Origin of the sequence: Oryzifoliimicrobium ureilyticum (assembly GCF_037199735.1) — a bacterium.
GTDB classification, from domain to species: domain Bacteria; phylum Pseudomonadota; class Alphaproteobacteria; order Rhizobiales; family Rhizobiaceae; genus Rhizobium; species Rhizobium ureilyticus.
Window position 1 is genome coordinate 31,767 of the sequence record NZ_JBBBVQ010000006.1, and the last position, 26,647, is coordinate 58,413.

Sequence of the window (26,647 nt, forward strand, 5' to 3'; positions counted from 1 at the left end):
TCAGCGGTCGGGCAGTCCCGCATCGACCGTGTCTCCCACCGATCCGGCTGTATTTTCAACCGAACGCCCTAGGCGGCCGATCTGTTCATTGTAGTTGCGACGTGTTCGTGGATCGAAGATTGCAATCGGGGTGCTGACGGCAAGGCTCGTCGCACTGCCGACGGTTTGTGCCGCGCCGAGCGCCACAGCGCCCACGGCTTCACCCAGGCCGACATTGTCCTCGCTAACGGCTTGCCCTGCAATAAGACGATCACCGATCAGACGAACAACTTCAGGACTTTCCGCAAACTTGCCGTGGTTCAGCCTGTCCCCGGTTTTGAGCTTCGTCAGATCGAGTACCGTGATTCCCGCGCTTTCGAGCTTGCTGCGATAGGGTTCGACGGACGGATCAATTTGCCCGAGGCGATCGACACTTCCGGAAATCCGACGTGACAAGGCCAATGCCCTATCATCCCTCGACACAAAAAGCGTGAAATGCGGCTTGTCCTTGCCGAGGCTTGCAAATTGGCGCCCAAACACATCAACATCGATATCAGGGGAAGCCAAGATCACGTTGGAGATTTTAGGCGCAACGCGTCCATGACGGATCGCCATTTGTCGCAGCGCCTCCACTGTCAGCCATGTTCCCATGGAATGCGCCATAACCGTAATCTCTCCCACAGCAGGATTGTCCGCTGTGCGGGTCAGCAGCTCCTCAAGAGCGTCACGGGAATAATTGGTGCTTTCCTTGTCGTAATTATAATCGAAGATGCTGCCGCGCGACGGCCAGGTGAAAACCACAGGCGCAACGTCGGCATGAGAATCATGCACGATTTGCGCAAAGCGATAGACGGCATCCTCGTAGAGATTGTTGAACCCGTGAACGAAAATTAATACGCGGCGGTTCTTCGGTACCTTGCGCTTTAGCCATTGTTCGCCGGCTTTCTCGCCGCTCAGCGGATCGACGGAGACTGTGACGAAGTCCTTCTGCGGATTGGCTGGCAAACGCCGAGGCCACTGCACTTCGCCGATCTTCCTGTTTGCGTCTGGTGGCAGTGAAACCGTAACCGCATTAACCATCAGGCCCGTGCCGCGTTCGCCTGAAAATAAAATCGCCGGATCTGAGTCGGGCGCTCGCGTTGTTGCCACAAGCAGATCGACGAGTGATGTGCCTTTGGCGGCTTCACCCGTCGGCTTCATGACGCCAATCAGATGCCCGCAGGCGCCGAGAAGGAGTGCGCAGAGAGCCACGGCGGCCACTCGGCATCCCATTCGCAGTTTGGCCGTCATGTGATGCCTCGATCCGCTCTGCCCCATGCTCGGCGCGCTACATAAAGCGAACCGGGCATTTTTCAAACAGGATGATGCGTTGACGGCTGCTCTATCGCAAGGACTTCCTTCATCCGCAGCAGGCGTATCAATCCAGTTTTCAGCTGAGCAAAAAAGAAAAGAGCCCGATGCGGGAGGAGGTGCATCGGGCTCTGATTCTGACTGACAACTGGGAGGAGGAGTGTTGCCAGTCCATGTGAGCGCGTTGGGAGGAGGATAACGCTGCTTACAGGCGTAATATGTACAGGCTGCAGCACGAGGGTTCCAGACGCAATACCGCAAGGCAGCAATGCATATCCGACATAACTCTCGGCGCTTTCCGTTTTTGCAGCCTTTTAAATAGGCAGATTTTAGACTTCGGCCGTGGACGGACGGCTGAATGTCCTCATTTCGCTTTTTGGAACGCGTCCCTTCCTTCTTTATCTAGCGCTTGGAATTGTTCGTCTGTCAGCGAGATCTCCGCTGCTTTCATGTTCTCTTCCAGATGCGAGGCTTTGGATGTTCCTGGGATAGGGAGCATAACGGGGCTGCGCTTTAAGATCCATGCAAGCGCAATCTGCGCCGGGGCAGCATGATGTTCGTCAGCAATTCGGCTCAAGAGCGTACCGGGCTTGGCGAGTTCGCCCGCTGCGAGCGGGAACCAAGGAATGAAACCAATTCCCTTTGCTTGGCAGTAATCCAAAACCTCTTCACTGGTGCGGTCCACCAAATTGTAGCGATTTTGAACGGTCGCAACCTTGAAGTAGCGGGACGCCGCTTCGATTTCGGCTACTGAGACCTCACTGAGGCCAGCATGCCTGATGATCTTGTCATCGATCAAGGACTTGATGGCATCGAATTGTTCGTCCGCGGGAACCTTCGGGTCGATGCGGTGTAACTGCCAAAGGTCGATTTGCTCAACTCCAAGATTGCGAAGGCTCTTGTGCGCCTGCTGGATAAGATATTCTGGACGACCGACGGGCAGCCATTTCTCAGGCCCATGGCGGGTCAAGCCGCCCTTGGTCGCGATGACGATCCCATTATATGGATGAAGCGCTTCTTTAATCAGCCATTCGGAGATATCAGGGCCGTAGGAATCGGCTGTATCGACGAAGTTGACACCAAAGTCCCGTAGTTTCTTCAAGGTACGGATGGACTCGTCATGATCTGCCGGCGGCCCCCAGATCCCCGGCCCGGTGACGCGCATAGCACCGAAGCCGAGACGATTGATCTTAAGATCACCACCGATGTGAAACGTGCCTGTTTTGCCTGCGTAATCTTCGGACATAAGCACCCTTTCCGCTTCGATCGAAGCTGCTGAAGGACTTCGCGATCGCCGCTTGGCGAATTCGAGGTCTTCACATGGTGCATTCTTCCAGAAGGGCAAGACGTATATTGACTACCTCAACGCAACCAGCATCCCGAGAAAGAATGCAATGCAGTCCTTCGATCCACGCCCTGAAGGTGTGATCTTCTATCGCGATTAGGGCAACATTGAAGGTGAATACGAGAGCGCGCTATTGCGAATAATAGGCGCGATAACCTTCCGAGGACAAACAAGCGGTATATTGACGGCGGGCAGCGGCCTGCGCTGTTGCATCGGCCTGCAAGGGATCTTGGCTTACGTAGCCAGTCATTTGCGCACGCAGCTTATATTGGCTCTTGGCCTCATCGAACATCGAATTGCCTTCGGCAATGCAAAGGCTATGCGCGACCAAAGGAGGATTGACAGGGGTTCCAACCGGCACAAGGATCGGCGTATTGGCTCGGTCAATACAGCCGGCCATAGAGGTGGACACAACCACGACAGCCAAAAGACGGCTGAACCCGATTCTCATTCTAAATCTCCGGCGTCGGGACGTTAAACATCTTCCCAACCGACGCGCGGACGTTCTAAAGCGCGAATATTGCGCCAAGCTATCGCATCACTCAGCCATGATACCTCATGGCTGTACACCATCTTGTTACTTGACCATCGAGGTCTCGACGGTTTCGTTCCCTGCGGTTTGCATTGTTTCTTGCGGAATAGCGGCAATGAAAAACATCGTAAAGATATACATTGCGAATAACGTGGATACAGCCACAGTCTTTGAAATCATCGAATCTCTCCAGTTTCTGTATTCTGAACATAGGCTGAACGCGCCGAGAAAGCGACCCTTCCTGAACAGTTTTCTGAACGGGAGATGAACAATAACTTGTGAGAGGCCATTTTAACGATATTTTTACAACACTTCTGCGGGCAAAGGCGCTTCCGAGGACTGCAAAACGCAACCGCCGCGTGGCGAAGCAGCGATTTCCCTGACAAAACCGCACTAGTGTCTTTCCAAGTCGGCGTCGGTCAACGTCTTCAAGAAAGCGACAACATCGTCAATTTCAGAATCAGTGAGAGCCGGTTGTCCCTGAGGTTTGCGGCCGAAAGGAGGATCCTGATTGATATTTTTCCAATATTGTTCGGGAAGATCGTTGTAAGAGCGCGCGCTTCCGTCGGCGTTTTTGCCATACCAGCGGCCCGGATCGGTATCGCGCGTCGCATAAAATGCCACGGCATCACGCAGCGAATGAAAAACGCCATTGTGGAAGAAGCTCTTTTTCAAGGCGACATTTCTTAAGCTCGGCGTGCGGAAGAGCCCGCAATATTCCGGCCGGTCCTTGAAGTCCGTTCGGTACGGACCGCACAGACCAAGATCATAATAAGCCGTATCGGCATTGGCTGGAATGGCTGGATTGCGCGGGACCGCGAGCGAAAGGTACCCAAAATCCGAGAATTGCGGGGGGCTACCGTCATTGGCAATTTCGCTGACATGGCAGCTCGAACAATTTCCCTTGTTTTCATCCTGAAAGAGTTGAAGCCCATGCAGCTCCTGCTGCGTCAGGATCGGCTTTCCCGCCAGCCACTGATCATAACGGCTGGAATAGGGATAAAAGTCTTTGGGACTTTCCTGAAAAGCATCGAAAGCCTGAAGAGCTGCAGAAAAGGCGTCATCGGGTCTTTTAAAGATGCCGTCCCCAAAGAGCGCGGCCATCTCATCGGCATACGAGGATTTCGAGAGCGTCTCTGCCACCGCCGCTTTGTTCTTGTTCGCCATTTCGAATGGCGACAGGAGTGGAATAGCGGCTTGCGCCGTGCGGCTATCCGCCCTGCCATCCCAGGTCAGGCCGCCAGTGGGGCCGTTATCGACACTCTCATCGGCTTCATCTTCCGACTCGAAGTAGTGCTCCGTGAATTGCGGGACGGCCTGGAGATAGCGAAGAGAGGGTATGGCGCGGTTGCCCGGCAGATGCAGGTCAGGGCCACCAAATTCGATAGGGCCTGCATCGGGCGATCCAAATGCATGAGCTGGATCGTGGCAGGATGCGCAGGATTGCTGTCCTGATGCGGAGAGGGCCGGATCGAAGAACATCTTGCGACCGAGTTCTGCCAGTGCAGCGGCACGTTTGAAAGCGTCCTGACGCGACATCGGCCCAGGGTTGATACCTTCACCCTGGCCTGCATGCCCGATAGGCACATAGGAAAAGACAAGAATGGCAACGAAAGCGGGCAAAATGCCCGCAATGAGAAAGGCTCTTGCTGACATCGACATGGCGACTTTCGGAAATGGCATTTTATCAAATCGTTCCTGCTCGAATGATCTAGCCAGAAAACCGGCATTCGGTCATGATCTTCGGCAAGCGGAGCGACAAATTGATGACAGCCCTTTTTGGTTATTTCTTTGTCACAAAGCTGACAGGCATCGCGACTATGCCTGTGCCCTATGCGGCGCCGGCGCGCATGCCTCACGACGACGACCGCTCATTGCCCCACTTTACGAGGTCGTTCATGACAATACTTCAACGCATTTCTCACTGTCTGATCGCCGGTACGGCTTGCCTGTCACTGCCCGTCACTTATGCGCAGGCGGCCCCGGCCGGCTACGACAAGATCGATACTGTCGTCGTGATCTATGCCGAAAACCGCAGCTTCGACAATCTCTACGGACATTTCCCCGGGGCGGACGGCCTCGACAATCTTTCCGCGGATGCAAGCAAGCAGCTTGATCGCGATGGAAAGCCGCTAAGCGAACTGCCTCCCGTCTGGGAGGGTCTCACTGCTAAGGGCGTGACGCCCGCCGTCACAGAGGCGCAGAGTGCGCACCTGAGCAACGTGGCGTTCGGCATCGATGACCCCAAGGGTTTTGCCCAGCCTCTTTCCGTGACAACGCGTGACCTTTGGCATCGCTTCTATCAAGAGCAGATGCAGATCGACGACGGAAAGAACGACAAGTTCGCGGCCTGGGCCGATTCCGGAGGCCTCGTCATGGGTCATTACGACGGCGCCAATCTTCCGATGTGGAAGGTAGCACAGAAATATGTTCTGGCCGATCACTTCTTCCAAGCCGGCTTTGGTGGATCGTTCTTCAATCACTTCGAATTGATCTGCGCTTGCGCGCCTTTCTATCCAAATGCGGACAAAAGCCCGGCAAAGGATTCGATCGCCGCTGTCGAAGCGGATGGAAAAACACTCAAGGTTGCGACAAACTCGCCACCATCGGCCTTGGGCGGCGTGCCCAAGTTCGTCCAGGACGGCAACCTGACGCCGGACTTCTATGCCGTCAACACCATGCAGCCTCCCTACCAGCCAAGCGCCAATGCGCCGGCTGAGGGCGGTGACAAAGCGTTCGCGGATCCGGCCAAAGCAACCACACTACCCCCGCAGACGGAGGCCACCATCGGAGACCTTCTCAGTGCCAAGGGCATCGAGTGGGCTTGGTATAGCGGCGCATGGCAAGCGACCCTCGATGGGAAAAACGCCAAATCTGCGCCGAACTTCCAGTTTCACCACCAGCCCTTCAATTACTTCGCAGCTTACGCCCCTGGAACGCCCGCCCGCGCGGAACATCTGAAGGATGGCGGCCTTGATGGCGTCTCCTTCATCAAGGATATCGATGCCGGGAAACTTCCCCCCGTGACCTTCTACAAGCCGCAGGGGAACCTCAACGAGCATTCCGGCTATGCCGACGTGAAGAGCGGCGACGAACATCTGGCAGATCTGATCTCACATCTCGAAAAGAGCCCGCAATGGCCGCATATGCTCGTCGTCGTCACCTATGACGAAAATGGCGGCTACTGGGACCATGTCGCGCCGCCAAAAGCAGATCGCTGGGGTCCAGGCAACCGCATTCCCGCGATCATCGTTTCACCTTACGCAAAGGCGGGAACGGTCGACCACACCCAATATGACACGACGTCGATCATTCGCTTCATCACGGCACGTTATGATCTTCCGGTACTTCCGGGCGTCGCACTGCGCGATAAGGCTCTTGCCGAAAATCACGAGCCACCCATGGGCGACCTGACTGCCGCACTCGATCTATCGAAGTAGTGACCAAAAAAGGAGGCGCGCCTTTGCCCGCCTCCTTCTACGCCGGAGCGTTGCTTTTCTATCCGGCACAATTATTGTCGCTATCTGGGCGAAAGCTTAAGACGCCTTGATAGAAGATATTTCACGAGGAGGATTGGACATGTTCTTCTTGCGCACACAACTGATGCTGCTTTTGGTCGTGTGGCTCGGCGTCAATCCGATTGCTGCTCAAGGCCTTCGGGCATCCACGGCCTTCGAGATAGGGCCGTGGACCGGATCGCCGGTCGAAAATGACGAGGATCATGGGTGCTCAATGTCGATGAAGGTCAGTGCCAAGGCGCTTCTGATGGTTTATGCAAACCGCAACGAAGCTTTCACGATTAGCCTTCGCAACGAAACTTGGAATTTCAAAAAGAACGATAAGATAGATGGTGCGCTTCTGTTCAACGGCTCGCGCTATCCCCTTAGCTCAATAGAAGTTACAAACCCGAAGGTCCTGACGCTTCACGACGGCGCGGAAGAAGAAGGACCAGAATCACTCTTCCGCAAAAGCTCAACCGTGGAATTTCGATTGGGAGATGAGCGGATTATAGCAAAGCTGAGAAAATCTTCAGCCGCGGCCGATGCGCTTTGGGCTTGTGCTGAGCGGAAGTAAGCAGGCGGACAGAGAGGGTTGCCCCCTCGAAGCCAGTCACTTTGATAAGAGTCACATGAGAGAATGGCGCACCCGAAGAGATTCGAACTCCTGACCCCCAGATTCGTAGTCTGGTGCTCTATCCAGCTGAGCTACGGGTGCGTCTGCAACCAAGTCGTCTTGCTTGCGTGGGCGGTTCTCTAAAGCGTCCTTTGGGCGAATGCAAGTGCCAATTTGGAAAAAAGCGGTTTCTTTTTCCTAAGAGGCCTTCGATGGGTAGTTCTCAATTTTCCCGAACAGAACGAATGCGATAATCGTCGAGGGATACCGGCCGATCGGGGATTTCAATGCGAAAACGCGTGCCGGCGGAGGGCTTTTCAACCAGAGCAATCGTGCCGCCATGGGCCAGGATCAGCTCACGTGCAATAGCAAGTCCCAAACCGGTTCCACCCGAACGCGCTGCGCCTCGAAATGCCTCGAAGAGGTTTTGACGTGCCTTGGCTGGCATTCCCGGCCCTGTGTCATCGACGATGATGCTCACGACACTTCCGGTACGATGCGCTGCCACTGTGATGCGGTTTTCCTCAGGTGGCGTCCGGCCTGGGGCGGTGAGCGCCTGAACCGCATTTCGGCACAAATTGTGGATGACGCGAAAAAGCTGCTCAGAATCGGCATCAAGCTCAAGGTCCGGCGCAATATCCATGACGAACTCGATCCCGCTCTGCGGCTCAATAGCCAGCATATCCCGCACCTCGTGCACCAGGTCATGCAGCTTCAGGCGCTTTCGGCGCGGCTCGGATTCGTTCGCCTTGCCGTAAGACAGAACCTCCGTCGTATAGCCGACTGCGCGATCGATCGTGCGCAGCAGCTTCGGCGCGAAATTCTTCACAACGGGATCGTCGACGCCAACCAAGCGGTCGGACATCAACTGTGCCGAGGCCAGGATATTGCGCATGTCATGATTGATCTTGGAGACGGCAAGGCCAAGGGCCGCAAGATTCTTTTGCTGCTTCAGTGTCTTTTGTAATTGCCCCTGCATCGCCGCGAGATGGCGCCCTGCCACGGACAGCTCGTCATGACCCTCATCCGGCACGAAGATGTGCCTCGGATCCTCCGGATCTCCAGAGAAGGACTGGATGCTGCGCGTCAAGCGGCGGATGGGCCTGATCAGGATGCTGTTCAAAGCAAAGAAGATCAAGATACCCGTAAACAGGCAGATCATGACGGAGATGAGAAAGACGTTGCGCGAGTAGATCAGCATGGACCTGCGCAGTCTTTCGTCCTTCATCAGGATCTCGACGGTCGTCGCACTGTCCTGGACAGGGCCGTAAACCCGGATAATCCGATGGCCGCCGAAGACCAGTGTGTCCAGCGCATCGCCGATGGCGGTCATCAGCGGAACGTCGCTCAGGTCATATTGCTGATCGACCGAATTCGGCATTTCTCCGCTCATGGCAAGCAGGCGTGCCGTGCCATCTTTGCGCAGCACGATGGCCTTCGTACCGGTCGCCTCCAAGGTTTCCTTCTGGAGATAACGAGGCAGTTCCACCGGCTGGAGCCCATCGATGACGATGGCAGCAGCGGCAGCGGCGTTCAGCTTGTCGTTCAACCACCGCAACCGCATATTGGCGACGGAAGGGAAGAAGAACAGAACTTCGGCAAGCATGATGCAGATGACCGTCAGCCAAAGCAGCTTCCCGGACAGGCCTGCAAAACGACTGGGGCGGCATCCCTGAGCTGCAGTGCTCTCGGCTTCTTCGCTTTGTATATGCACAGCGCGGCATCTCTCATTGAGCCGAAGCAAAACTTGTCGGTGTGAGACAGGATTATAACGTTTGCTTTGCGAGTTTCAAACGACTTTACGCGTCCGCGCATCGTTTGGATCGCAGTCCTTCCGAGGCTCGCAGTTCCCACCCGGAGCGGCGCACGACATCGGGACATTGTTTAAGAGGAAGCCAATCAACAAAGTTGCGTCTTCCGTCATTTCTTCTGCGCGCCCTGCCTGGCGCGCAGCTGTCTTTAACCCAGCATATGCTTATACGTCAGGCGACCTTGTCATATGCGCGCACAGATGATCCCATTTTCCGATGATTTGAAGCGGCGTGGTGAGCACCCCCCACTTCTTCAGCAATCCGGAAGCGCTGGACGAGGCCGCTCAGACGCTGCGCATCAGCAGAGAGTTTATGGATCGCAGCTGAGGTCTGCTCGACCATGGCGGCATTCTGCTGCGTGACTTGATCCATTTGGTTGGCTGCATCGCCAACTTCCTTCAGTCCTGTCACCTGCTCGCGGGTTGCGGTTGCGATTGACTGAATGTCGTCGTTGATGGCGTTGACGCGACCACCGATTTCGGTCAGCACCTCTCCGGTCTGTTGAACCAGACGCACGCCAGCCTGCACCTCATCTCCCGATTTGACGATCAGCGTTTTGATGTCTTTTGCAGCAGTTGCCGAACGCTGAGCCAGCTCGCGCACCTCCTGGGCGACGACGGCAAAGCCCTTTCCGGCCTCGCCCGCACGCGCCGCTTCCACACCCGCATTGAGCGCAAGAAGATTGGTCTGAAATGCAATTTCGTCAATTACGTTGATGATCTTGCTGATCTCACGCGATGCATTTTCAATACGCTCCATTGCTTCGATGGCATCATGCACGACGACGCGCGAACGTGTTGTGTCCTGCTTGGCGGCAGCCACCATCTTGCTTGCCTCCTGCGCACGATCCGTAGAGCCGCGAACGCCCGTCGTGATCTCTTCCAGAGCCGCAGCCGTTTCCTCCAGTGCCGCCGCCTGCTGCTCGGTACGACGCGCGAGGTCGTCGCTGGCCATACGCAACTCGTCGGCACCGAGCGTGATGGTGCCCGTCGTTTGTTGCACTTCGCTGACAACCATGCTCAGCGTGCGCAGAGCATTGCCGACATTCGACTGAAGCTCTGCAAAAGCTCCTTGGAAGGTACCCGCCATCTTGTCGCTAAGGTCACCGTCGGAAACGCGGGCCATCACACGACGAACTTCTTTTAATCCACTATCGACGCTCTCAAGAAGTGAATTGACGTTAGCGGCAACGCGGTCAAGGTTTTCTTCGCCGTAGCGTTCTTCAATGCGTTTATCGAAATTTCCGGCAACGGCGGCCGCGACGACGCTTTCAAGGCTCGCCTGCAGGCGGGTGCTTTTTGCATGCAAGACCGTTTCGGCGGCATGCAGACGCTGGTTTTCCGAACCGTTGGATTTGAACACGCGCACGGCGGCAGACATTTCGGCAATCTCATCGACGCTGCTCGCCTCGGGCAGTTCGACATCAAACCTTCCAGCTGCCACAGCCTTGATCGCATCGATCATATGATTGATCGGTCTGCTCAACTGGCGAGACGCTATATAAAGACCGAAGCCCAGGCCACCGAAGGTACCGAGGGCACAGACGGACAGGACGATCCAGAAAATGCCATCGCGGAAGTCGCCCATGTCGTCGACAATAACGGCAAGCTGATCCTTATCAGCTTTCACAATCGTGTCGATCTCGCCCTGGAACGCCTTCCTATTGGCGCGGTTTGCTTCATTGTTTCCTTGAACGGCCGCAGCGGCAGGATTCACCTCCGTGGCGAGCCTCGCCGTTTCAAGACGGAACGCCTTAAATTCTTGCGCGCGCGTCGTCATCTTCCGAAATTCAGGCATTTGGTCGTCAGGCACGATCTTGGTCCAGGCACCGATCGTCTCATCGATGCTGCCGAGAGATGTTTTCAGACCTTTCGCAAACTGTGTCGCGTCGGCACTCGTCGCCGATGCGTAAATGCCACGCGCATCCATGACCACCGCCGTCACCAAACGGTTCATGTGCTCGCCGTAGTACACTCGCTCCGACGCACGCTGATAATCAGTGAGTTTTTCATCATATTGGCGCAGCGCGTAAAGAGCAGTCGCGCCTGTTGCCAGCACAACCGCAGTCAACGCGGCTACCAACATGTTTATTTTTCCGCGAATTCTCAATTTATTCCTCCCAACGCGCACCCAAATGCACTACGATCCTTCCATGGTCGCTAATAAAACTTAAGATCATATTGAAACATCCGCCTGGCCGCGGACAAGCGCCGACGTTCCAGCGCTGTAAGCAATAATTGACTTTATGGCTTTTCGTCCCTATAAGCCGCCGCACGTTCGGTCTGGGCTTTAAGGCCAGCTTCCGTGCGACAACAACGCTCCTTGCAAATTGCAAACTTAAGAAGGGCCGCACTCCGCGGTGTTTAAATAAATGAAGCGTACCTACCAACCCTCGAAGCTTGTTCGCAAGCGTCGCCATGGTTTCCGTTCTCGTATGGCAACCAAAGGTGGCCGCAAGGTCATCGCAGCTCGCCGCGCACGCGGCCGCAATCGCCTGTCGGCTTAATGCCGGATTGCCCGATTCATTATGGCGGGCGATGAGACGATAGATACTGGAAGCACAACTGCCGGGCGGCTGAAAAGCCGCCCGCAGTTTCTTGCTGTCCGCAATGGACATAGGCGCTCCGGGAAGTATTTCCTTCTTGAGGTTCTCGATCGCAAAGATTCAGATCCCCAACCCCGCGTCGGATTCACCGTCACAAAGAAGCATGGCAATGCCGTCGAACGCAATCGCATGCGCCGCCGGCTTAAAGAAGCCGTGAGACTGAAGGCTGCATTTGCAATGCAGCCCGGACACGACTATGTGGTGGTCGCGCGCAGGGACGTGCTGAGCGCATCCTTTGAAGAATTGGCCAACGAGCTTGTAGCGCGCGTGGCCGCCAAGCCGAAACAGGGGCGGTCGCAGACCGATCGCGCCAGGAACGTATAGATGCAAAACAATCGCAATTATTTCATTGCTATCGCCCTGTCTGTGCTCATCGTCTTAGCCTGGCAGTTTTTCTATATGAACCCGAGGCTTGAGGCTCAACGCCGGGCTCAGGAAGCGCAACAGGCGCAAAAGCAAACGCAGCAGAGCGAGCAGGTGGCCAAGACACCCGCGCAAACAGCTGCCTCGCCAGCGGGTGCGACGCCATCGGGTGTCGAAGCCCAGGCGCAAGCTGCGCGCGTACAGATCGATACGCCCGCGCTGGCAGGCTCCATCAATCTTGCTGGCGCACGCCTCGATGACCTGAAGCTGAAGGGCTACCACGAGACCGTCGACAAGACGAGCCCGATCATTACGCTGTTCAGTCCGGCCGATACGAAAGACGCCTACTTCAGCGAAATCGGCTATATCGGCGACGCCTCCACGGGAAGCGTCCCTAGCTCGGCCACGGTCTGGACGGCCCCAGAGGGCGCGAAACTCACAGATAAGACCCCTGTGACGCTGACCTATAAGAATGACAAGGGCGTCACCTTCACGCGCACGATTTCAGTCGATGACCGCTACATGTTTACCGTGGTCGACAAGATCGAAAACGCCGGTTCGGCGCCTGTGGCGCTGTCGAACTACGGTCGCGTCACACGCTACAATAAGCCCGTCACGCCATCGACTTATGTTCTCCACGAAGGCTTCATCGGCGTCATCGGCTCTGATGGCTTGATTGAAAGCAAATATACTGCGGTTGAAAAAGAGGCGGTTACGCCCGCCAAGAGCAGCGGTGGTTGGCTTGGCATTACCGACAAGTACTGGGCTGCGACCATCGTTCCACCGCAGCAGACCGCCTATGATGCTCGCTTCTCACATTTCACGGATGGCCAACCGCGCTATCAGGCAGACTATAAGCAGGATGCCGTGACCGTGGCGCCGGGCCAGTCGGTCGAGTTGAAAAGTCTCGTCTTCGCGGGCGCAAAGGAAGTTCCGGTCATTGACCGTTACGAAACGCAGTATCAGATCCCGCGTTTCGACCGACTGATCGACTGGGGATGGTTCTACTTCCTGACCAAGCCGATGTTTAAGCTGATGGACTTCTTCTTCCGCTACTTCGGCAATTTCGGTGTTGCGATCCTGTTGACCACGATCGTCGTCAAGGCACTCTTCTTCCCGCTTGCTTCCAAGCAGTATGCCTCCATGGCAAACATGAAGCGCGTTCAGCCGAAGATGGAGGAACTGAAGGCCAAGTTCGGCGATGACCGAATGGGACTGCAGCAGGCCATGATGCAGCTTTATAAGGAAGAAAAGATCAATCCGGTTGCTGGTTGTTGGCCAATCGCCCTGCAAATTCCGGTGTTCTTCTCGCTCTATAAGGTCATCTACATCACCATCGAAATGCGTCACGCGCCGTTCTTTGGATGGATCAAAGACCTTTCTGCCCCAGACCCGACTTCGATTATCAACCTGTTCGGTCTTCTGCCATTCGATGCGCCAACTTTCCTGCATCTCGGCATCTGGCCGTTGATCATGGGCGTTACAATGTTCCTGCAGATGCGCATGAACCCGACCCCGCCGGATCCGACACAGGCGATGATCTTCAACTGGATGCCGCTTGTGTTCATGTTCATGCTGGCGAGCTTCCCGGCTGGTCTTGTGATCTACTGGGCTTGGAACAATACGCTGTCGGTCATCCAGCAGTCACTCATCATGAAGCGCCATGGCGTGAAGATTGAGCTTTTCGACAATGTGAAAAAGATGTTCCGACGAAAACCGGCGACAAGCAAATGATGTCAGGCCCTGCTTCGGCAGGGCCTTCTTTTTTGGCTTGGCGACATTCCTGCGGCTAGCGTCCCGCCCTCAAGGAAGGCAAGCTGAAAACCTGTTGGTTGACAAAACGTCCCAGATTGTTGATCCCAACCTTAAGACTGCAGAAGCGTGAAGTGCAATGAGCGAAAGCAACGACAAACCTCTGTTCGGCAGACCATGGATTTTCATTCGTGGCGTGCCCGGCATGCATTTTTTGCCGCCGGAAGGACCACCGGAGATCGCCTTTGCCGGCCGATCCAATGTCGGTAAGTCTTCCCTCATCAATGCCCTTGTCGGGAAAAAGGGCCTGGCGCGGACATCGAACACGCCTGGAAGAACACAGGAACTAAACTACTTCGTGCCGGACGGGTATTCGGGGGAAGAGGGCGACCTGCCGCCGATGGCACTGGTGGACATGCCCGGTTACGGCTATGCCCAGGCCCCGAAGGAGCAAGTCGACAATTGGACGAAGCTGGTCTTTGATTATCTGCGCGGCCGCGTCACTTTGAAGCGCGTCTACGTGCTGATCGACAGCCGTCACGGCATCAAGAAGAATGATGAAGAAGTGCTCACGCTTCTCGATAAAGCTGCGGTTTCCTACCAGATTGTTTTGACGAAAACGGATAAGATCAAGGCTGGTGCAGTACCGCATCTGCTGGCCGCGACAACAGAAAAAATCCGGAAAAGGCCGGCTGCCTATCCTCAGGTGCTTGCGACATCGTCTGAGAAAGGAAACGGTCTCGACGAATTACGTGAGGCTATTGTCGAAACAGTCGCGCCTTAACAAAGCGCCGTTGTATCGGACCGGGTATTCAAGACGCTACGATACTGAAAAATCGCTTCGATCCGTTATGGGGTAAATGCTGATATCGAGATGCGCTCCGGGGAACGGAGCGCATCCTTTATTTGTGAGAACCAGAAAATCAGGCAGCCTTAGCTTTTCGGCAGCAGGACCTTGTCAACCACGTGGATCACGCCGTTCGACTGCTTCACGTCAGCGATTGTCACATGGGCCGTTCCACCGCTTTCGTCCGTCAGCGTGATCTTGCCTTTATTCTCCTTGGCCTTCACAACGCAGCCACCGACCGTCTTGACATCGTATTCGCCGCCGCCGTCTTTGATCATTTTGTCGAGGGCTTTGGACATGACATCGCCGGCCACAACATGGCAGGTCAGAATCTTCGTAAGCTTGTCCTTGTTCTCAGGCTTCAACAGCGTGTCTACCGTGCCCTTTGGCAGGGCAGCAAAGGCTTCGTCTGTCGGGGCAAATACCGTGAAAGGCCCCTTCCCTTCCAAGGTGGAGACAAGGCCGGCAGCTTTCACGGCTGCAACAAGCGTCTTATGATCTTTCGAATGAGATGCATTTTCTACAATATTCTTCGTCGGGTACATGGCAGCGCCGCCGACCATCGGATTCTTGGCTTGTGCGGCTGCGCCAACGGCGACAGACAGAGCCAGACCAAGTGCCACTGTGCGTAGGGTTGAGAATTTTTTCATTACTATCTCTCCTCTAGACGACCGGCCCACCGCTCAAAATGCGTGACCGGACATGCGATGTACGGAAGAGGAGAGAAATTGGTTTCGCCGAAATCAGAGTTTTTTTGTCGCACCGCTTGCGATCACTGGTCCTGTCGGCTGGCCCGTTGGCGATCCACCGAAAGGTTCTAGACTGATTGCGAGCGTAGCTCCTTCAGAAATCGACTGGCGCAACTCGTTGGGCACGATTAGTTCACCGTTCTTGCCGGACTGGAAAACACCGAGCGACTTCGGCTTCCCATCGCTCGGGACAAGCCACAACTCCAGCGATTTTTCTTCGGGCCTGCCGGAGGCGACGGGAACAATACGTATCAATCCATTACGGTCATCATAGGAGGCGCGTAGGCTGACACCGCTCTGCGTAGACGAGAGATCGGCGACCATAGGCATCCGGACGGTGCTGCGCACACCAGGCGTCACCGTGAACAACAGCGCGCCAAGCGCGACAGACAATGATGCAAATGCCAGGGCACGCCAAAAAATGATGGAACCCCAAAGACCACCCCTAATCGACGACGACATGGCATCGCTGAACAACCGCGTCTCGATCCGACGAAAAGCTTCCTTGGAGGGGTACGCGTGGCTATATTCCTCATTCATCGAGGAGAGATTTGCCTCCCAACGGCCGACGATGGCGGCGAATTGACGGTCACGCCGCATACGCTCTTCGACGACGCGCCGATCCTTGAAAGACAGAACGCCAAGCACGTATTCCCCGGCAAGGACCTCGTCTCGGGATCGATCTCCTTTGCTTCTATCGGGCGTCGTCATCGTTCCATGCACTCTCTCAGCTTCAAAAGGCTGCGCCGCAGCCACGTTCTCATCGTATTCAACGGAACTGCGAAACGATCGGCCAGTTCCTGATAGCTCAGTCCATCAACATAAGCCATTTTTACCGCCGCGGCTCTATCAGCTTCCAACTCTTGCAGGCATGTGTCAATGCGCCTTGCATCATCGCGATGAAGCGCAGTTTGCTCCGGATCAAGGGCGGGTTCCTTGACATCGATCGCCTCGTCCAACTCGTCATGCACTGGCCTTCTCGCACGCAGAAGATCGATGGCATGATTGCGCGCTATGGCGCCAAGCCAACACGTCGCTCCGCCCGTGGCTTCAGAAAAGCGACCTGCGCGCTGCCAGATGCGAACATAAACTTCCTGAACCGCCTCTTCGGCATCGGCTCTATCCTTCAAGATACGAAGGCATATTCCGAAAAGTTTCGGGCTTGTGACATCATAAAGGGACTTAAACGCGGCACGATCGCCCAAAGCGATGCGTGCAATAAGCTCCGCGGGATCGGCATTGCCGGCCATCCACAACTCCCATCAAACTCAGCAAGGCGGGATACCGCCCTTTCCTCTTATACAAAAACTTCTCGTCCCCGGATTATTCCATCTGTCAAAAACTTGCGATAAAAGGCGCAAAACGAGACGAGGATGTCGATGAACCAGGCCGAAAGCGAAACGCAAGCACGTCTTCTCGCACAGGCGCTTCCCTTTATGCAGCGCTATGAAAATAAGACGATCGTGGTGAAATATGGCGGTCATGCCATGGGTAATCCGGATCTCGGACGAGCCTTTGCGAGCGACATCGCGCTGCTCAAGCAATCCGGAGTCAATCCCATCGTTGTTCATGGCGGCGGTCCGCAAATCGGCGCGATGCTGAATAAGATGGGAATTGAATCGAAGTTCGAAGGCGGCCTCAGGGTCACCGATGCCAAGACGGTCGAGATCGTCGAAATGGTGCTGGCAGGGTCGATCAACAAGGAGATCGTTGCCCTGATCAATCAGACCGGGGAATGGGCGATTGGGCTCTGCGGCAAAGACGGCAACATGGTCTTCGCCGAAAAGGCACGCAAGACGATCAAGGACCCTGATTCCAATATCGAACGTGTTCTCGATCTCGGTTTTGTCGGCGATGTGGTGGAAGTCGACCGTACGCTTCTCGACCTTCTTGCACGGTCGGAGATGATCCCGGTCATTGCGCCGGTCGCTCCTGGCCGGGATGGGGCAACTTATAATATCAATGCCGATACCTTTGCCGGCGCGATTGCCGGGGCTCTACACGCAACGCGTCTCCTCTTCCTCACAGATGTGCCGGGTGTCCTCAACAAGAATGGCGAACTGATCAAGGAACTCTCCGTTGCCCAGGCGCATGCGCTCATCGCCGACGGCACGATCTCCGGAGGCATGATCCCTAAAGTGGAAACTTGCATTGATGCGATCAAAGCAGGCGTTCAAGGCGTTGTCATTCTCAACGGCAAGACAGCGCATTCCGTCCTTCTTGAGATCTTCACGGAACATGGGGCTGGCACACTGATCGTGCCCTAAGACGAAAGAGGCGAAGCGGCCTTTTAAAGACCGCTTCCTTCCGTCATTCCTGCGGAACAACTCAACGCCAAATTTTCCGCGATGACGTCCTCGGGGAGTTTCCCATGGTTGGCGCCTGTGACATAAGAGCCGCATGACCGACCTGAAACGCGACGTATCCCCCGCCGATTTTGCCCATGTCACCGAATGGGTCTTCGATCTCGACAACACGCTCTACCCGCACCGCGTCAATCTGTTTTCGCAGATAGACCGCAATATGACGGCCTTTGTCTCACAGCTTCTGCAGATGGAGAAAGACGAGGCGCGTAAGCTGCAAAAGCAATATTATCTGGAACACGGAACAACGTTGCAGGGATTGATGATCCATCATGGGATCGATCCGAACGAATTCCTTCAACAGGCACACGCGATTGATTATTCGATCTTGCTGCCGGATCCAGCGCTTGGCGAGGCAATCAAAGCTCTGCCGGGCAGAAAATTCATCTTCACGAATGGAAGCGTGAAGCATGCGGAACAGACCGCCGCAGCGCTTGGTATCCTGGAGCACTTTGACGATATTTTCGATATCGTCGCTGCCGAATTCACTCCAAAGCCCGCGCAGGCAACCTACGACAAGTTCATGGCGCTCCATCGCGTCCAGACGAGCAAAGCTGCCATGTTTGAGGATCTGCCGAGAAATCTCCTGGTGCCGAAAGCACTCGGTATGAAAACCATTCTGATCATTCCCAACAATCTGGAGGACACCGTCGTCGAGTGGTGGGAAAAGACGAATGGCGATGAAGGCCATATCGATTTCGTCACGGATGACCTAACGAGCTTTCTGACGCAGATTTCGTCCACTCGTACGGAAAGTTGACGGCGTTCGTCTTCGTCCCATTACAGCGCAGAAAACTGGTCGCTTGCCGCAAGGTTACGAAAGTTTCACCGAGCTTACCGATGTTTAATTGGTGACGAAGGTCTCCGCGGCCTACCTTCTGGACATGAAGGGACAGGAACCGAAAGGAAACATCATGTATCGTCACAAGCTCCTCACTGCGGTGTTAACAGGTGCATTGGCAACCGGAACAATTCTGACGGGCGGCGCCTTTGCTATTGCCAAGGAACAGCCTCGTCGTCATCAGGAGATGGGGATGAACGGTATGCGCGGAGAAGTCTGGCGCGACGTTGTCTTCGTACGCATGCTCAAGCAGTTCGACACCGATCACGACGGAAAGATTTCGAAGGAGGAAGGCACTGCTGGCGTCGAAAAAATCTTCGATGCCATCGACACAAACCATGATGGTTCGATCACGCCAGGCGAATTCCGCGCATACCGCAAAGCGGAAATGAAGTCGATGCGGGCGGAGATGAAAGGCATGGCGGAAAGCGCAGATGATGCCGCTGGCGATGGCCAGAATGGCGGCAAGGACAAGGGTCCAGGGCCTGAAGGTCACGGAAAATGGCAGGGACATGGGCCAATGCGTCATGGCGGCATGATGGCATCCCGCCTCTTCCGTATGCTCGATACCGATGAAAACGGTCAGATCTCCAAACAGGAAGCAATGGCGGCCTTTGACAAGCTCTTTGCCAGAATGGACACCAATAAAGACGGCTTCATCTCGATCGATGACCTGCCGAACCGTCCGTTTCTCTGAGAAAATATAACTATAGGGCTTTGCGCGGGCGGCTTGAATGGCTTCATTCAGGCCGCCTTATCGCGCCTCCGGCGTTTGGGTCAGAAGGACTAACCTTGCAGACGGTCGAACCCGTTGCTCTCAAGCCCTTAGCCGATTCATCAACTAAGTCTGTTATCTACCAGATGCCTGATGCGTGACGGCGGTAAGTCCGCGTTCCATTTCTTCAGCCCGGCTTTGATGCCGACCAGCCTCCTGATGCCATTTTACAGCTTCCTTCGCCTCGATCCGTGCGCGCTTGCGATATTTGCCCTGGCTAAACCAGGTCACGACGGAACCCACCAGTATCCCGATGATGAGCGCGACGAAAACGATGAGAAAGAATGGCGCCGAGAGCGACAGGAACTGATCGTCAGGATTAAATGGATTGAACGACAGGCTTACGCTGTGCCGGTTGGCGACACAGAACATGATCAGGAGGATGCCGATCGGAAGAAAAATCAATAGGTTGAATATCTTCTTCGCCATCTACCGTTGCTCCATATCCTTTCAAGCCGCTTCTTGCGGCGTGCTTCAAGAATAGAACTTCCATATGGCACTTCAAGGGTCGACGCTTAGTAGATGCTCTTAATCAGCATCGCCGTCATCAATATCGGGCTGGCCAGGGTTCAGCCGCTCGCGCAGCTCTTTGCCCGTCTTAAAGAATGGCACCCACTTCTCTTCGACAAAAACGGTGTCGCCGGTGCGGGGGTTCCTGCCGGACCGCGACGGACGATTTTTCACCGAGAAGGCACCGAAGCCGCGCAACTCGACGCGATTACCCGCTGCAAGAGCGTCTGTGATTTCGTCCAGAACCGCGTTGACGATATTCTCGACATCGCGGTGATAAAGATGCGGATTGCGTGCGGCAACAATCTGGACCAATTCGGACTTAATCACAGCCAACCCCTGTAAATTATTGATTTCTTACCGATCGGCGCCAACCTGCCAAACTGAGACTAGCCCGTCAAGGAGCAAGTTTCGATGAAGGAAATCGGAAAGCCCTTCGCTATTTGCCAACCCGTCGTAACCAAAGAAACCGGCGATTTGCGATAATGATTTTGCGAGCAGGAAGGGCGTGTTGTCTTTTTGGTTCCACTCGATCATCGGTAGATTCTTTGGAACCTGCCTCGTTTCGAGATAGGCCCGGATCTCTTTATCGCCGCCGATCTGGTCCACCAGTTTTACCTTCAGGGCCTGTCGGCCGGTAAAGATGGTGCCGTCAGCAAGCTTCAACACCTCCTCGCGAGGGAGCTTGCGTCGGTCCGCAACAAGGTCGACGAACCATCCGTAGCTATCCATCACCATATTGTTGATCATGGTCTTGGCGGCATCGCTTGCATTGTGGAAAGGCGACGGCTCTGCTTTCAAGGGAGCCGATTTGATCTCCTGAAGCGAGACGCCGATTTTATCGAGGAGCGGCTGAAGCTGCGGATATTGGAAGATCACACCGATCGATCCGGTGATCGAGGTGTCGCCGGCGATGATCGTGTCGCCAGCGGTCGCAATCATATAGCCAGCCGATGCCGCAAGCGTTCTCACGTCGGAGACAACGGGCTTTTTGGCAGCGATGGCACGCAGAGCCTTGAAGATCTTTTCTCCGCCATAGGTTGTTCCACCCGGCGAAGAGATGGAAACGACCAGTGCCTTCACCGAACTGGAGGTCTCGATCTTTTTCAGGCGTTCGAGGAGTTCCTCGTCATCGGTGATGAGACCGGAAATGGTGATATGTGCCACATGGGGACTGTCCTTGCCTGCGTCTCCGGCAAAGGTCCAATAAAGGGCAAAACCAAGGACCACCAGCAGCAAAGCGGCCGCAATCCGCCAGAAACTGACTTTGCGTCGGAGGCTGCGCCGATCGGCGATCATCGAACTGTCCATCTGTCTCTCCTGAACATGTGGCTCAAATGCACCGAATGTTTACTGGCATCAGCCTCTTGCGACCCGATTTTCACGTCTGTGTTGCTTGTTGCAGAAAAAAATCCATATTGGCAAGCCAATGTAATAATGCGAAATGAACTGTGATAACGGCAGACACGTATCTATCTAAGCTGTGTACGCCACATTTTACGGAAAAACCTATGTTAGACAGACTGAACTCCGGCACGAGGGGCGGCGCTCCGAGCAACGCCTATGGCGCTGCCCGGCATCACTCTGCTCGAGTTCGTCGCTTAAAGGTCATCTTGCCAGCCGCGGCCGTTGTCGTCTCGCTGGCCTTCATTACTGTTTCGATCATCCGAACCCATCTGCCAGATAATGTCCGGTTCGAAGGAGCAACGATCGAGGATGGCAAGGTCGTGATGCAAAAGCCGGCCATTTCAGGACGTAACGCAGCGGGCATCAATTATTCCATGTTTGCCGACCGCGCGCTTCAAGACATAAAGAACCAAAATTTGCTGACCTTGGAGACCATCAAGGCAGCAGTTCCCATTAATGACCAGGTTATCGCACGCGTCGATGCCAAGTCAGCTGACTACGACCGATCAAGCGATAAACTCAATCTCCAAACTCCTTTCACGGTTAATCTCAGCAATGGGATCTCGGCCTACTTTCAGTCCGGCCAGGTAGACGTCAAGGGCGGAACGCTTGTGACGAAAGACCCCGTTACCATCAAGAAAGAGGGCAGCTCGATTGTTGCACAGTCGCTGAAGATGACGGATAAGGGTCGGACCATTGCATTTGAGGGGAACGTGCGCATGAATATCGATCCAAGCGCAGTTCGCAAACAAGGGACCTGAGGGCCGGGAATCTATGGGTTATAATCGCTTCAATGCCGCGTGCGGCAAATATCGCCTGAGCAGCCGCGCCGGTCGCTTGGTATTGCTTTCTGCCGCGAGCCTCTCGCTTCTTGCGGGGGCAGCAATTGCACAGTCCACGACCAGTCAGATGACCGGTCTCAAGCTCAATCGCGACGAGCCCATCCAGATCGAGAGCGATCGCCTGGAGATTCACGACCAGGAACACACCGCAGACTTCAGCGGAAGCGTCAAAGTGGTTCAAGGCAACACGACCCTTCAAGCCGGTCATATGACCGTGTTCTACAAGCCAAAGGCCGACAAGTCGACGACCGACAGCAAGCCGAACAATCCGACCGGAGCTGCCGTGGCAAAAGAAGCCCCGTCAACAGTTACGTCGGGCAATGCGGATATCGACCATATTGTCGTCACCGACAAAGTCTATGTGACCTCCGGGACGCAGACGGCGTCTGCCGACAATGGAACCTTCGATATGGCGCAACAGCTCATTACCCTCAAAGGGGACAAGGTGGTTCTGACGGACGGTCCGAATGTGTTCACAGGTTGCCAGCTGACTGTTCACATGGATACCGGCCAAGCCAAGCTCGACAGCTGCGGCGGACGCGTTCAGATTCAACTTGATCCTAAATCCCAGAAAAAGAACTAACGCGGCAGCCACGTGAAACTTTCCCTGTCATCAGTGCGGGCCGACCGGTCCGCTCCGCAGTCACATGAACAGTCGGAAGAGACCGATAAAACGCGCTATCAGGGAACGCTGATCGCGCGCGGCCTTACAAAGACCTACAATACCAGACGCGTCGTCAACGGCGTTTCTCTGGTTGTGCGCAGAGGTGAGGCTGTCGGGCTTTTGGGACCGAACGGCGCGGGGAAAACCACGTGCTTTTACATGATCACGGGCCTCGTGCCTGTCGACGAAGGAACGATCGAGATCGACGGCAACGACGTGACGCGCATGCCGATGTATCGTCGGGCCCGCCTCGGGGTTGGCTATCTTCCTCAAGAGGCCTCGATCTTCCGTGGCCTCACGGTCGAGGAAAACATCCGTGCCGTCCTTGAAGTCCATGTGAAGAACAAGGCGGAACGGGAAACCAAGCTCGATGCGCTTCTTGAGGAATTTCATATTTCCAAGCTGCGCAAGGCGGCGGCCGTTTCCTTATCCGGCGGCGAGCGTCGCCGGTTGGAAATTGCCAGAGCACTGGCCACCGATCCGACCTTCATGCTGCTAGACGAGCCTTTCGCAGGCGTCGATCCGATCTCGGTGTCCGATATTCAAAATCTCGTTCATCACCTGACGGGGCGCGGAATTGGTGTATTGATTACGGATCATAACGTTCGCGAAACCCTCGGACTAATTGATCGCGCTTACATTATACACGCTGGCGAAGTCCTTACCCATGGTAGGGCAAATGATATCGTCAACAACCAAGACGTACGTCGTCTTTACCTTGGCGATAACTTCAGTCTCTAATAAGAGATCTTGAAGCGCTAAAGTAACAGGTTGGCACTTGACCAAATAAGATAAAAAAGCAATTTTTGGGCCAGTTGAACTTCGTGGCCTGCGAAATGCTGCTGCTGGACATGAATTTCCGCTAAATCACGGGAGTTTTGCGTCCGAGATGGCATTATCAGCCAACCTTTTTCTGCGCCAAAGCCAGTCACTGGTGATGACTCCGCAACTGATGCAATCGATTCAGTTGCTGCAGATGACGCATTTCGAATTGCATCAGTTCATCGAGCAGGAAGTTGAAAAAAATCCGCTGCTCGAATTTCCGGCAAATGATGGAGAAGGCGGCAGCGACAGCGGGCAGGATCATCAGCATCACGCCGCCGAACCGGAGGCCGCAGAGGTCCAGGAAACCGATCATCTCGCATCCGATTGGTACGACGAAAACTCAAGCGATCGTTCTGCGCATTTGAGCGATGAGCTCGATGTGAATTATGCAAATGTCTTTACTGATGACGGACAGCCGGCACGCGCTGACGCCCCCGAACTTCTTAGCCAGTGGAAATCGATGCCTGGCGCCAGCGAAGGTGGCGACGGCTACGATCTCGACGACTTCGTCGCCGGTCGGACATCGCTGCGCGATCACCTTAATCAGCAATTGCCTTTTGCCGTGACAGGAGCGAGGGAGCGCTTCATTGCTCAGCATCTCGTCGATCAGCTTGATGACGCGGGCTATCTTCATGCCGACATCGAGATTGTCGCAGAACAGATCGGCGCTCCTGCAACCGAGGTAGAAAAGGTTCTGCTACTCCTGCAGACGATGGATCCGCCAGGCGTCTTTGCGCGATCCCTTTCGGAGTGCCTGGCAATCCAGCTCCACCAAAAGGATCGCCTTGATCCGGCCATGCAGGCATTCATCAGCAATCTCGATCTGATCGCAAGGCGGGATTTCTCCTCACTCAAACGTCTTTGCGGCGTCGACGAAGAGGATCTTCTCGACATGCTTGCCGAAATCCGGCAACTGAACCCCAAGCCGGGAAATTCGTTTGAGACCGATGTGCTGGAAGCCATTGTTCCGGACGCCGTTGTGCGTGCCGCACCGGACGGCGGATGGCATGTCGAGCTCAATCCGGAGGCTCTGCCGAGGGTAATCGTCAACCAGTCTTATTTTACCTCCGTGCGCAAAAATGGCGAAGAGCATGCCTATCTTTCGGAATGCCTTCAAAATGCGAACTGGCTGACACGCAGCCTCGATCAGCGTGCGAAAACAATTTTGAAAGTTGCGACCGAGATCGTTCGGCAACAGGATGCGTTCTTGATGCACGGCGTCGATCACTTGCGCCCGCTCAATCTCAAGACTGTCGCCGAAGCGATCAAGATGCACGAATCGACGGTCAGTCGCGTCACGACCAACAAATACATGCTCACACCGCGCGGGCTTTTCGAACTCAAATACTTCTTCACCGTTTCCATCGGTGCAGTGGAAGGCGGTGATAGCCATTCGGCAGAGGCGGTGCGCCATCGGATCCGTGTATTGATCATGAACGAGCAGCCCGACAAGGTGCTGTCGGACGACGATATTGCCGACATTTTAAAGAAGAGCGGTGTCGACCTTGCCCGAAGAACCGTCGCGAAATATCGGGAATCGATGAATATCGCCTCATCCGTCCAGCGCCGCCGCGAGAAGAAGGCGTTTGCGAAAGCGGCGTCAGGCTGATCGAGCACCCCCGCGACGCAGGCTTTTGATCAGTCTATATGAGGAGGGTCTAAAGCAACTATAGTTGACTTTTACATGGCCGACCGATAGAAGCCCGCCGCAACCGAACATTTGCCTTGAAAGACAGGCTATCAGAGGCCGCAGCGGCAAGAAGGTAAACCTAATTGTCGCTCGACACTTGAAATGCTTGGATGCAGTCCGCGCTTGGCGTAAACTGATACCGCAGAAACACTATAAGAAGGGAAACTCCATGAGTGTGCGTGTATCCGGCAAGCAGATGGAAATCGGTGATGCGTTCCGTCAGCGAATTGAAGACCAGGTCTCCGCGGCGATCACGAAATACTTTGACGGAGGCTATTCAGGTCAGGTCATCGTGACGAAGTCGGGATCGCGGTTTGCCGCTGATTGTAAGCTTCATCTCGATAGTGGCGTGGTGCTTCACGCAGCTGGAGAAGCGATGGAGCCGCAGAATGCTTTCGATGCTGCTGCAGAACGGATCGAAAAGCGTCTGCGCCGCTACAAGCGCCGACTGAAAGACCACCATGCCGGTAACCATGCGAATGGCTCGGAAGAGGTTGCTTATACGGTGATGGACGGCGTGCCCGATGCCGAGGAAGAAATTCCAGAGGATTTCGCACCCGCCATTGTGGCCGAAAGCACCAAGCAGCTCAAGACAATGTCCGTTGCGACGGCAGTTATGGCGCTCGATATGACGGACGAGCCGCTTCTACTGTTTCGCAGCCCGGACAAGAACCTTAACATCGTCTATCGCCGGCAGGACGGCAATATTGGCTGGATCGACTCCGCCAATATAAAAGGCTGAATACGATCTGATCCGGAGGGCAGCATTCTGCTCTTCGGCCGATCGTGGCGGCGACAGAAGGAAGATCATATGGCTTTGGCAGACTTGCTGCAGCAGGACGCAATTATCCCCGCCCTCAAGGTAAACTCGAAAAAGCAACTTTTGACAGAACTGGCTGCCAAGGCAGCCAAAGTAACGGGTCTTCCTGAACGCGAGATTTTTGATGTCGTGGTGCAGCGCGAGCGCCTTGGATCGACGGGTGTCGGCAACGGCATCGCAATCCCGCATGGCAAGCTCCAGAGCATTACCTCTATCGTTGGCGTGTTTGCCCGCTTGGATCAACCGGTGGATTTCGAAGCCTTGGACGACCAACCGGTCGATTTGGCGTTTCTTCTGCTGGCCCCCGAAGGGGCGGGCGCGGATCACTTGAAAGCGCTCTCGCGCATTGCCCGCGTGCTGCGTGATCATGAGCTTGTTACAAAGCTTCGCGCGACCGATTCAGCATCGGCGATCTATGCTTTCCTCAATGAAGAGCAAGCCTCAAACGCGGCCTGATTGAGGTT

The 26,647-nt window shown here is 55.1% G+C and carries 28 protein-coding genes and 1 tRNA gene; 15 read left to right on the plus strand and 14 right to left on the minus strand.

What is annotated here, in order from left to right; genetic code table 11:
• The 5 genes from VQ830_RS10005 to VQ830_RS10025 form a co-directional block, all read right to left on the minus strand.
• Entirely contained in the window at window positions 1-1,251 is a 1,251-nt protein-coding gene (locus VQ830_RS10005) for an alpha/beta hydrolase (protein ID WP_438617696.1), read from the minus strand.
• 442 nt (window positions 1,252-1,693) lie between these two features.
• A complete protein-coding gene (locus VQ830_RS10010; protein WP_337267960.1) occupies window positions 1,694-2,575 on the minus strand; it encodes an aldo/keto reductase in 882 nt (293 codons plus the stop codon).
• A gap of 229 nt (window positions 2,576-2,804) precedes the next feature.
• Complete coding sequence (locus tag VQ830_RS10015; protein WP_337267961.1) at window positions 2,805-3,125, minus strand: hypothetical protein; 321 nt, start codon at window positions 3,123-3,125, stop codon at window positions 2,805-2,807.
• Between the two features lie 126 nt (window positions 3,126-3,251).
• Window positions 3,252-3,386: a hypothetical protein gene (locus VQ830_RS10020; protein ID WP_337267962.1), complete on the minus strand. Its 135-nt coding sequence runs from the start codon at window positions 3,384-3,386 to the stop codon at window positions 3,252-3,254.
• 213 nt (window positions 3,387-3,599) lie between these two features.
• Window positions 3,600-4,889, minus strand: coding sequence for a cytochrome-c peroxidase (locus tag VQ830_RS10025; protein ID WP_337267963.1), 1,290 nt, complete (start codon window positions 4,887-4,889; stop codon window positions 3,600-3,602).
• Window positions 4,890-5,104: 215 nt separating this feature from the next.
• Here VQ830_RS10025 and VQ830_RS10030 point away from each other — a divergent pair, with 215 nt between their 5' ends.
• Both VQ830_RS10030 and VQ830_RS10035 read left to right on the plus strand, forming a co-directional pair.
• Entirely contained in the window at window positions 5,105-6,646 is a 1,542-nt protein-coding gene (locus tag VQ830_RS10030) for an acid phosphatase (RefSeq protein ID WP_337268162.1), read from the plus strand.
• Between the two features lie 139 nt (window positions 6,647-6,785).
• Window positions 6,786-7,280: a hypothetical protein gene (locus tag VQ830_RS10035; protein WP_337267964.1), complete on the plus strand. Its 495-nt coding sequence runs from the start codon at window positions 6,786-6,788 to the stop codon at window positions 7,278-7,280.
• A 64-nt stretch (window positions 7,281-7,344) separates the two neighbouring features.
• Here VQ830_RS10035 and VQ830_RS10040 read toward each other — a convergent pair.
• From VQ830_RS10040 to VQ830_RS10050, 3 genes are all read right to left on the minus strand, one after another.
• A tRNA-Arg gene (locus VQ830_RS10040) sits at window positions 7,345-7,421 on the minus strand.
• 121 nt (window positions 7,422-7,542) lie between these two features.
• The gene (locus VQ830_RS10045) at window positions 7,543-9,033 is read right to left on the minus strand and encodes an ATP-binding protein (protein WP_438617617.1); all 1,491 of its coding nucleotides are present in this window, start codon (window positions 9,031-9,033) and stop codon (window positions 7,543-7,545) included.
• 268 nt (window positions 9,034-9,301) lie between these two features.
• Entirely contained in the window at window positions 9,302-11,239 is a 1,938-nt protein-coding gene (locus VQ830_RS10050; RefSeq protein ID WP_337267965.1) for a methyl-accepting chemotaxis protein, read from the minus strand.
• A 262-nt stretch (window positions 11,240-11,501) separates the two neighbouring features.
• Here VQ830_RS10050 and rpmH point away from each other — a divergent pair, with 262 nt between their 5' ends.
• From rpmH to yihA, 4 genes are all read left to right on the plus strand, one after another.
• On the plus strand, window positions 11,502-11,636 hold the full coding sequence (gene rpmH, locus VQ830_RS10055) for a 50S ribosomal protein L34 (RefSeq protein WP_337267966.1): 135 nt from the start codon (window positions 11,502-11,504) through the stop codon (window positions 11,634-11,636).
• Between the two features lie 21 nt (window positions 11,637-11,657).
• Complete coding sequence (gene rnpA, locus VQ830_RS10060; RefSeq protein WP_337267967.1) at window positions 11,658-12,059, plus strand: ribonuclease P protein component; 402 nt, start codon at window positions 11,658-11,660, stop codon at window positions 12,057-12,059.
• Window positions 12,060-13,832: a membrane protein insertase YidC gene (gene yidC, locus VQ830_RS10065; RefSeq protein ID WP_337267968.1), complete on the plus strand. Its 1,773-nt coding sequence runs from the start codon at window positions 12,060-12,062 to the stop codon at window positions 13,830-13,832.
• A gap of 157 nt (window positions 13,833-13,989) precedes the next feature.
• A complete protein-coding gene (gene yihA, locus VQ830_RS10070) occupies window positions 13,990-14,634 on the plus strand; it encodes a ribosome biogenesis GTP-binding protein YihA/YsxC (RefSeq protein WP_337267969.1) in 645 nt (214 codons plus the stop codon).
• Window positions 14,635-14,783: 149 nt separating this feature from the next.
• On the opposite strand, the gene VQ830_RS10075 is transcribed toward yihA, so the two are convergent.
• The 3 genes from VQ830_RS10075 to VQ830_RS10085 all read right to left on the minus strand — a co-directional run bounded on the left by VQ830_RS10075 (window position 14,784) and on the right by VQ830_RS10085 (window position 16,696).
• Window positions 14,784-15,347, minus strand: a complete 564-nt coding sequence (locus tag VQ830_RS10075; protein WP_337267970.1) for a fasciclin domain-containing protein — start codon at window positions 15,345-15,347, stop codon at window positions 14,784-14,786.
• A 93-nt stretch (window positions 15,348-15,440) separates the two neighbouring features.
• Window positions 15,441-16,157, minus strand: a complete 717-nt coding sequence (locus VQ830_RS10080) for an anti-sigma factor (protein ID WP_337267971.1) — start codon at window positions 16,155-16,157, stop codon at window positions 15,441-15,443.
• A complete protein-coding gene (locus VQ830_RS10085; RefSeq protein WP_337267972.1) occupies window positions 16,154-16,696 on the minus strand; it encodes a sigma-70 family RNA polymerase sigma factor in 543 nt (180 codons plus the stop codon). The genes VQ830_RS10080 and VQ830_RS10085 overlap by 4 nt, the downstream gene beginning before the upstream one ends.
• 129 nt (window positions 16,697-16,825) lie before the next feature.
• On the opposite strand from VQ830_RS10085, the gene argB reads away from it, so the two are divergent.
• The 3 genes from argB (at window position 16,826) to VQ830_RS10100 (ending at window position 19,347) form a co-directional block, all read left to right on the plus strand.
• The gene (gene argB, locus VQ830_RS10090; protein WP_337268164.1) at window positions 16,826-17,713 is read left to right on the plus strand and encodes an acetylglutamate kinase; all 888 of its coding nucleotides are present in this window, start codon (window positions 16,826-16,828) and stop codon (window positions 17,711-17,713) included.
• Between the two features lie 133 nt (window positions 17,714-17,846).
• Complete coding sequence (locus VQ830_RS10095; RefSeq protein WP_337267973.1) at window positions 17,847-18,569, plus strand: pyrimidine 5'-nucleotidase; 723 nt, start codon at window positions 17,847-17,849, stop codon at window positions 18,567-18,569.
• A gap of 154 nt (window positions 18,570-18,723) precedes the next feature.
• On the plus strand, window positions 18,724-19,347 hold the full coding sequence (locus VQ830_RS10100) for an EF-hand domain-containing protein (RefSeq protein ID WP_337267974.1): 624 nt from the start codon (window positions 18,724-18,726) through the stop codon (window positions 19,345-19,347).
• 153 nt (window positions 19,348-19,500) lie between these two features.
• On the opposite strand, the gene VQ830_RS10105 is transcribed toward VQ830_RS10100, so the two are convergent.
• The 3 genes from VQ830_RS10105 to sppA all read right to left on the minus strand — a co-directional run bounded on the left by VQ830_RS10105 (window position 19,501) and on the right by sppA (window position 21,246).
• Window positions 19,501-19,854: a DUF1049 domain-containing protein gene (locus VQ830_RS10105; RefSeq protein ID WP_337267975.1), complete on the minus strand. Its 354-nt coding sequence runs from the start codon at window positions 19,852-19,854 to the stop codon at window positions 19,501-19,503.
• 99 nt (window positions 19,855-19,953) lie between these two features.
• Window positions 19,954-20,265, minus strand: coding sequence for an integration host factor subunit beta (locus VQ830_RS10110; RefSeq protein WP_337267976.1), 312 nt, complete (start codon window positions 20,263-20,265; stop codon window positions 19,954-19,956).
• 27 nt (window positions 20,266-20,292) lie between these two features.
• Complete coding sequence (gene sppA, locus VQ830_RS10115) at window positions 20,293-21,246, minus strand: signal peptide peptidase SppA (protein WP_337267977.1); 954 nt, start codon at window positions 21,244-21,246, stop codon at window positions 20,293-20,295.
• A 200-nt stretch (window positions 21,247-21,446) separates the two neighbouring features.
• On the opposite strand from sppA, the gene lptC reads away from it, so the two are divergent.
• The 6 genes from lptC (at window position 21,447) to ptsN (ending at window position 26,639) form a co-directional block, all read left to right on the plus strand.
• Window positions 21,447-22,103, plus strand: a complete 657-nt coding sequence (gene lptC, locus VQ830_RS10120) for an LPS export ABC transporter periplasmic protein LptC (RefSeq protein ID WP_337267978.1) — start codon at window positions 21,447-21,449, stop codon at window positions 22,101-22,103.
• Window positions 22,104-22,116: 13 nt separating this feature from the next.
• Window positions 22,117-22,767 (plus strand): LptA/OstA family protein, encoded by a 651-nt coding sequence (locus VQ830_RS10125; protein ID WP_337267979.1) that lies wholly within the window; start codon window positions 22,117-22,119, stop codon window positions 22,765-22,767.
• Between the two features lie 33 nt (window positions 22,768-22,800).
• On the plus strand, window positions 22,801-23,589 hold the full coding sequence (gene lptB / locus VQ830_RS10130) for an LPS export ABC transporter ATP-binding protein (protein ID WP_438617699.1): 789 nt from the start codon (window positions 22,801-22,803) through the stop codon (window positions 23,587-23,589).
• A 196-nt stretch (window positions 23,590-23,785) separates the two neighbouring features.
• Complete coding sequence (rpoN, locus tag VQ830_RS10135; RefSeq protein ID WP_438617701.1) at window positions 23,786-25,282, plus strand: RNA polymerase factor sigma-54; 1,497 nt, start codon at window positions 23,786-23,788, stop codon at window positions 25,280-25,282.
• Between the two features lie 250 nt (window positions 25,283-25,532).
• Complete coding sequence (hpf, locus tag VQ830_RS10140; RefSeq protein ID WP_337267981.1) at window positions 25,533-26,105, plus strand: ribosome hibernation-promoting factor, HPF/YfiA family; 573 nt, start codon at window positions 25,533-25,535, stop codon at window positions 26,103-26,105.
• 69 nt (window positions 26,106-26,174) lie between these two features.
• Window positions 26,175-26,639, plus strand: a complete 465-nt coding sequence (gene ptsN, locus VQ830_RS10145; protein WP_337267982.1) for a PTS IIA-like nitrogen regulatory protein PtsN — start codon at window positions 26,175-26,177, stop codon at window positions 26,637-26,639.
• Window positions 26,640-26,647: the final 8 nt, after the last annotated feature.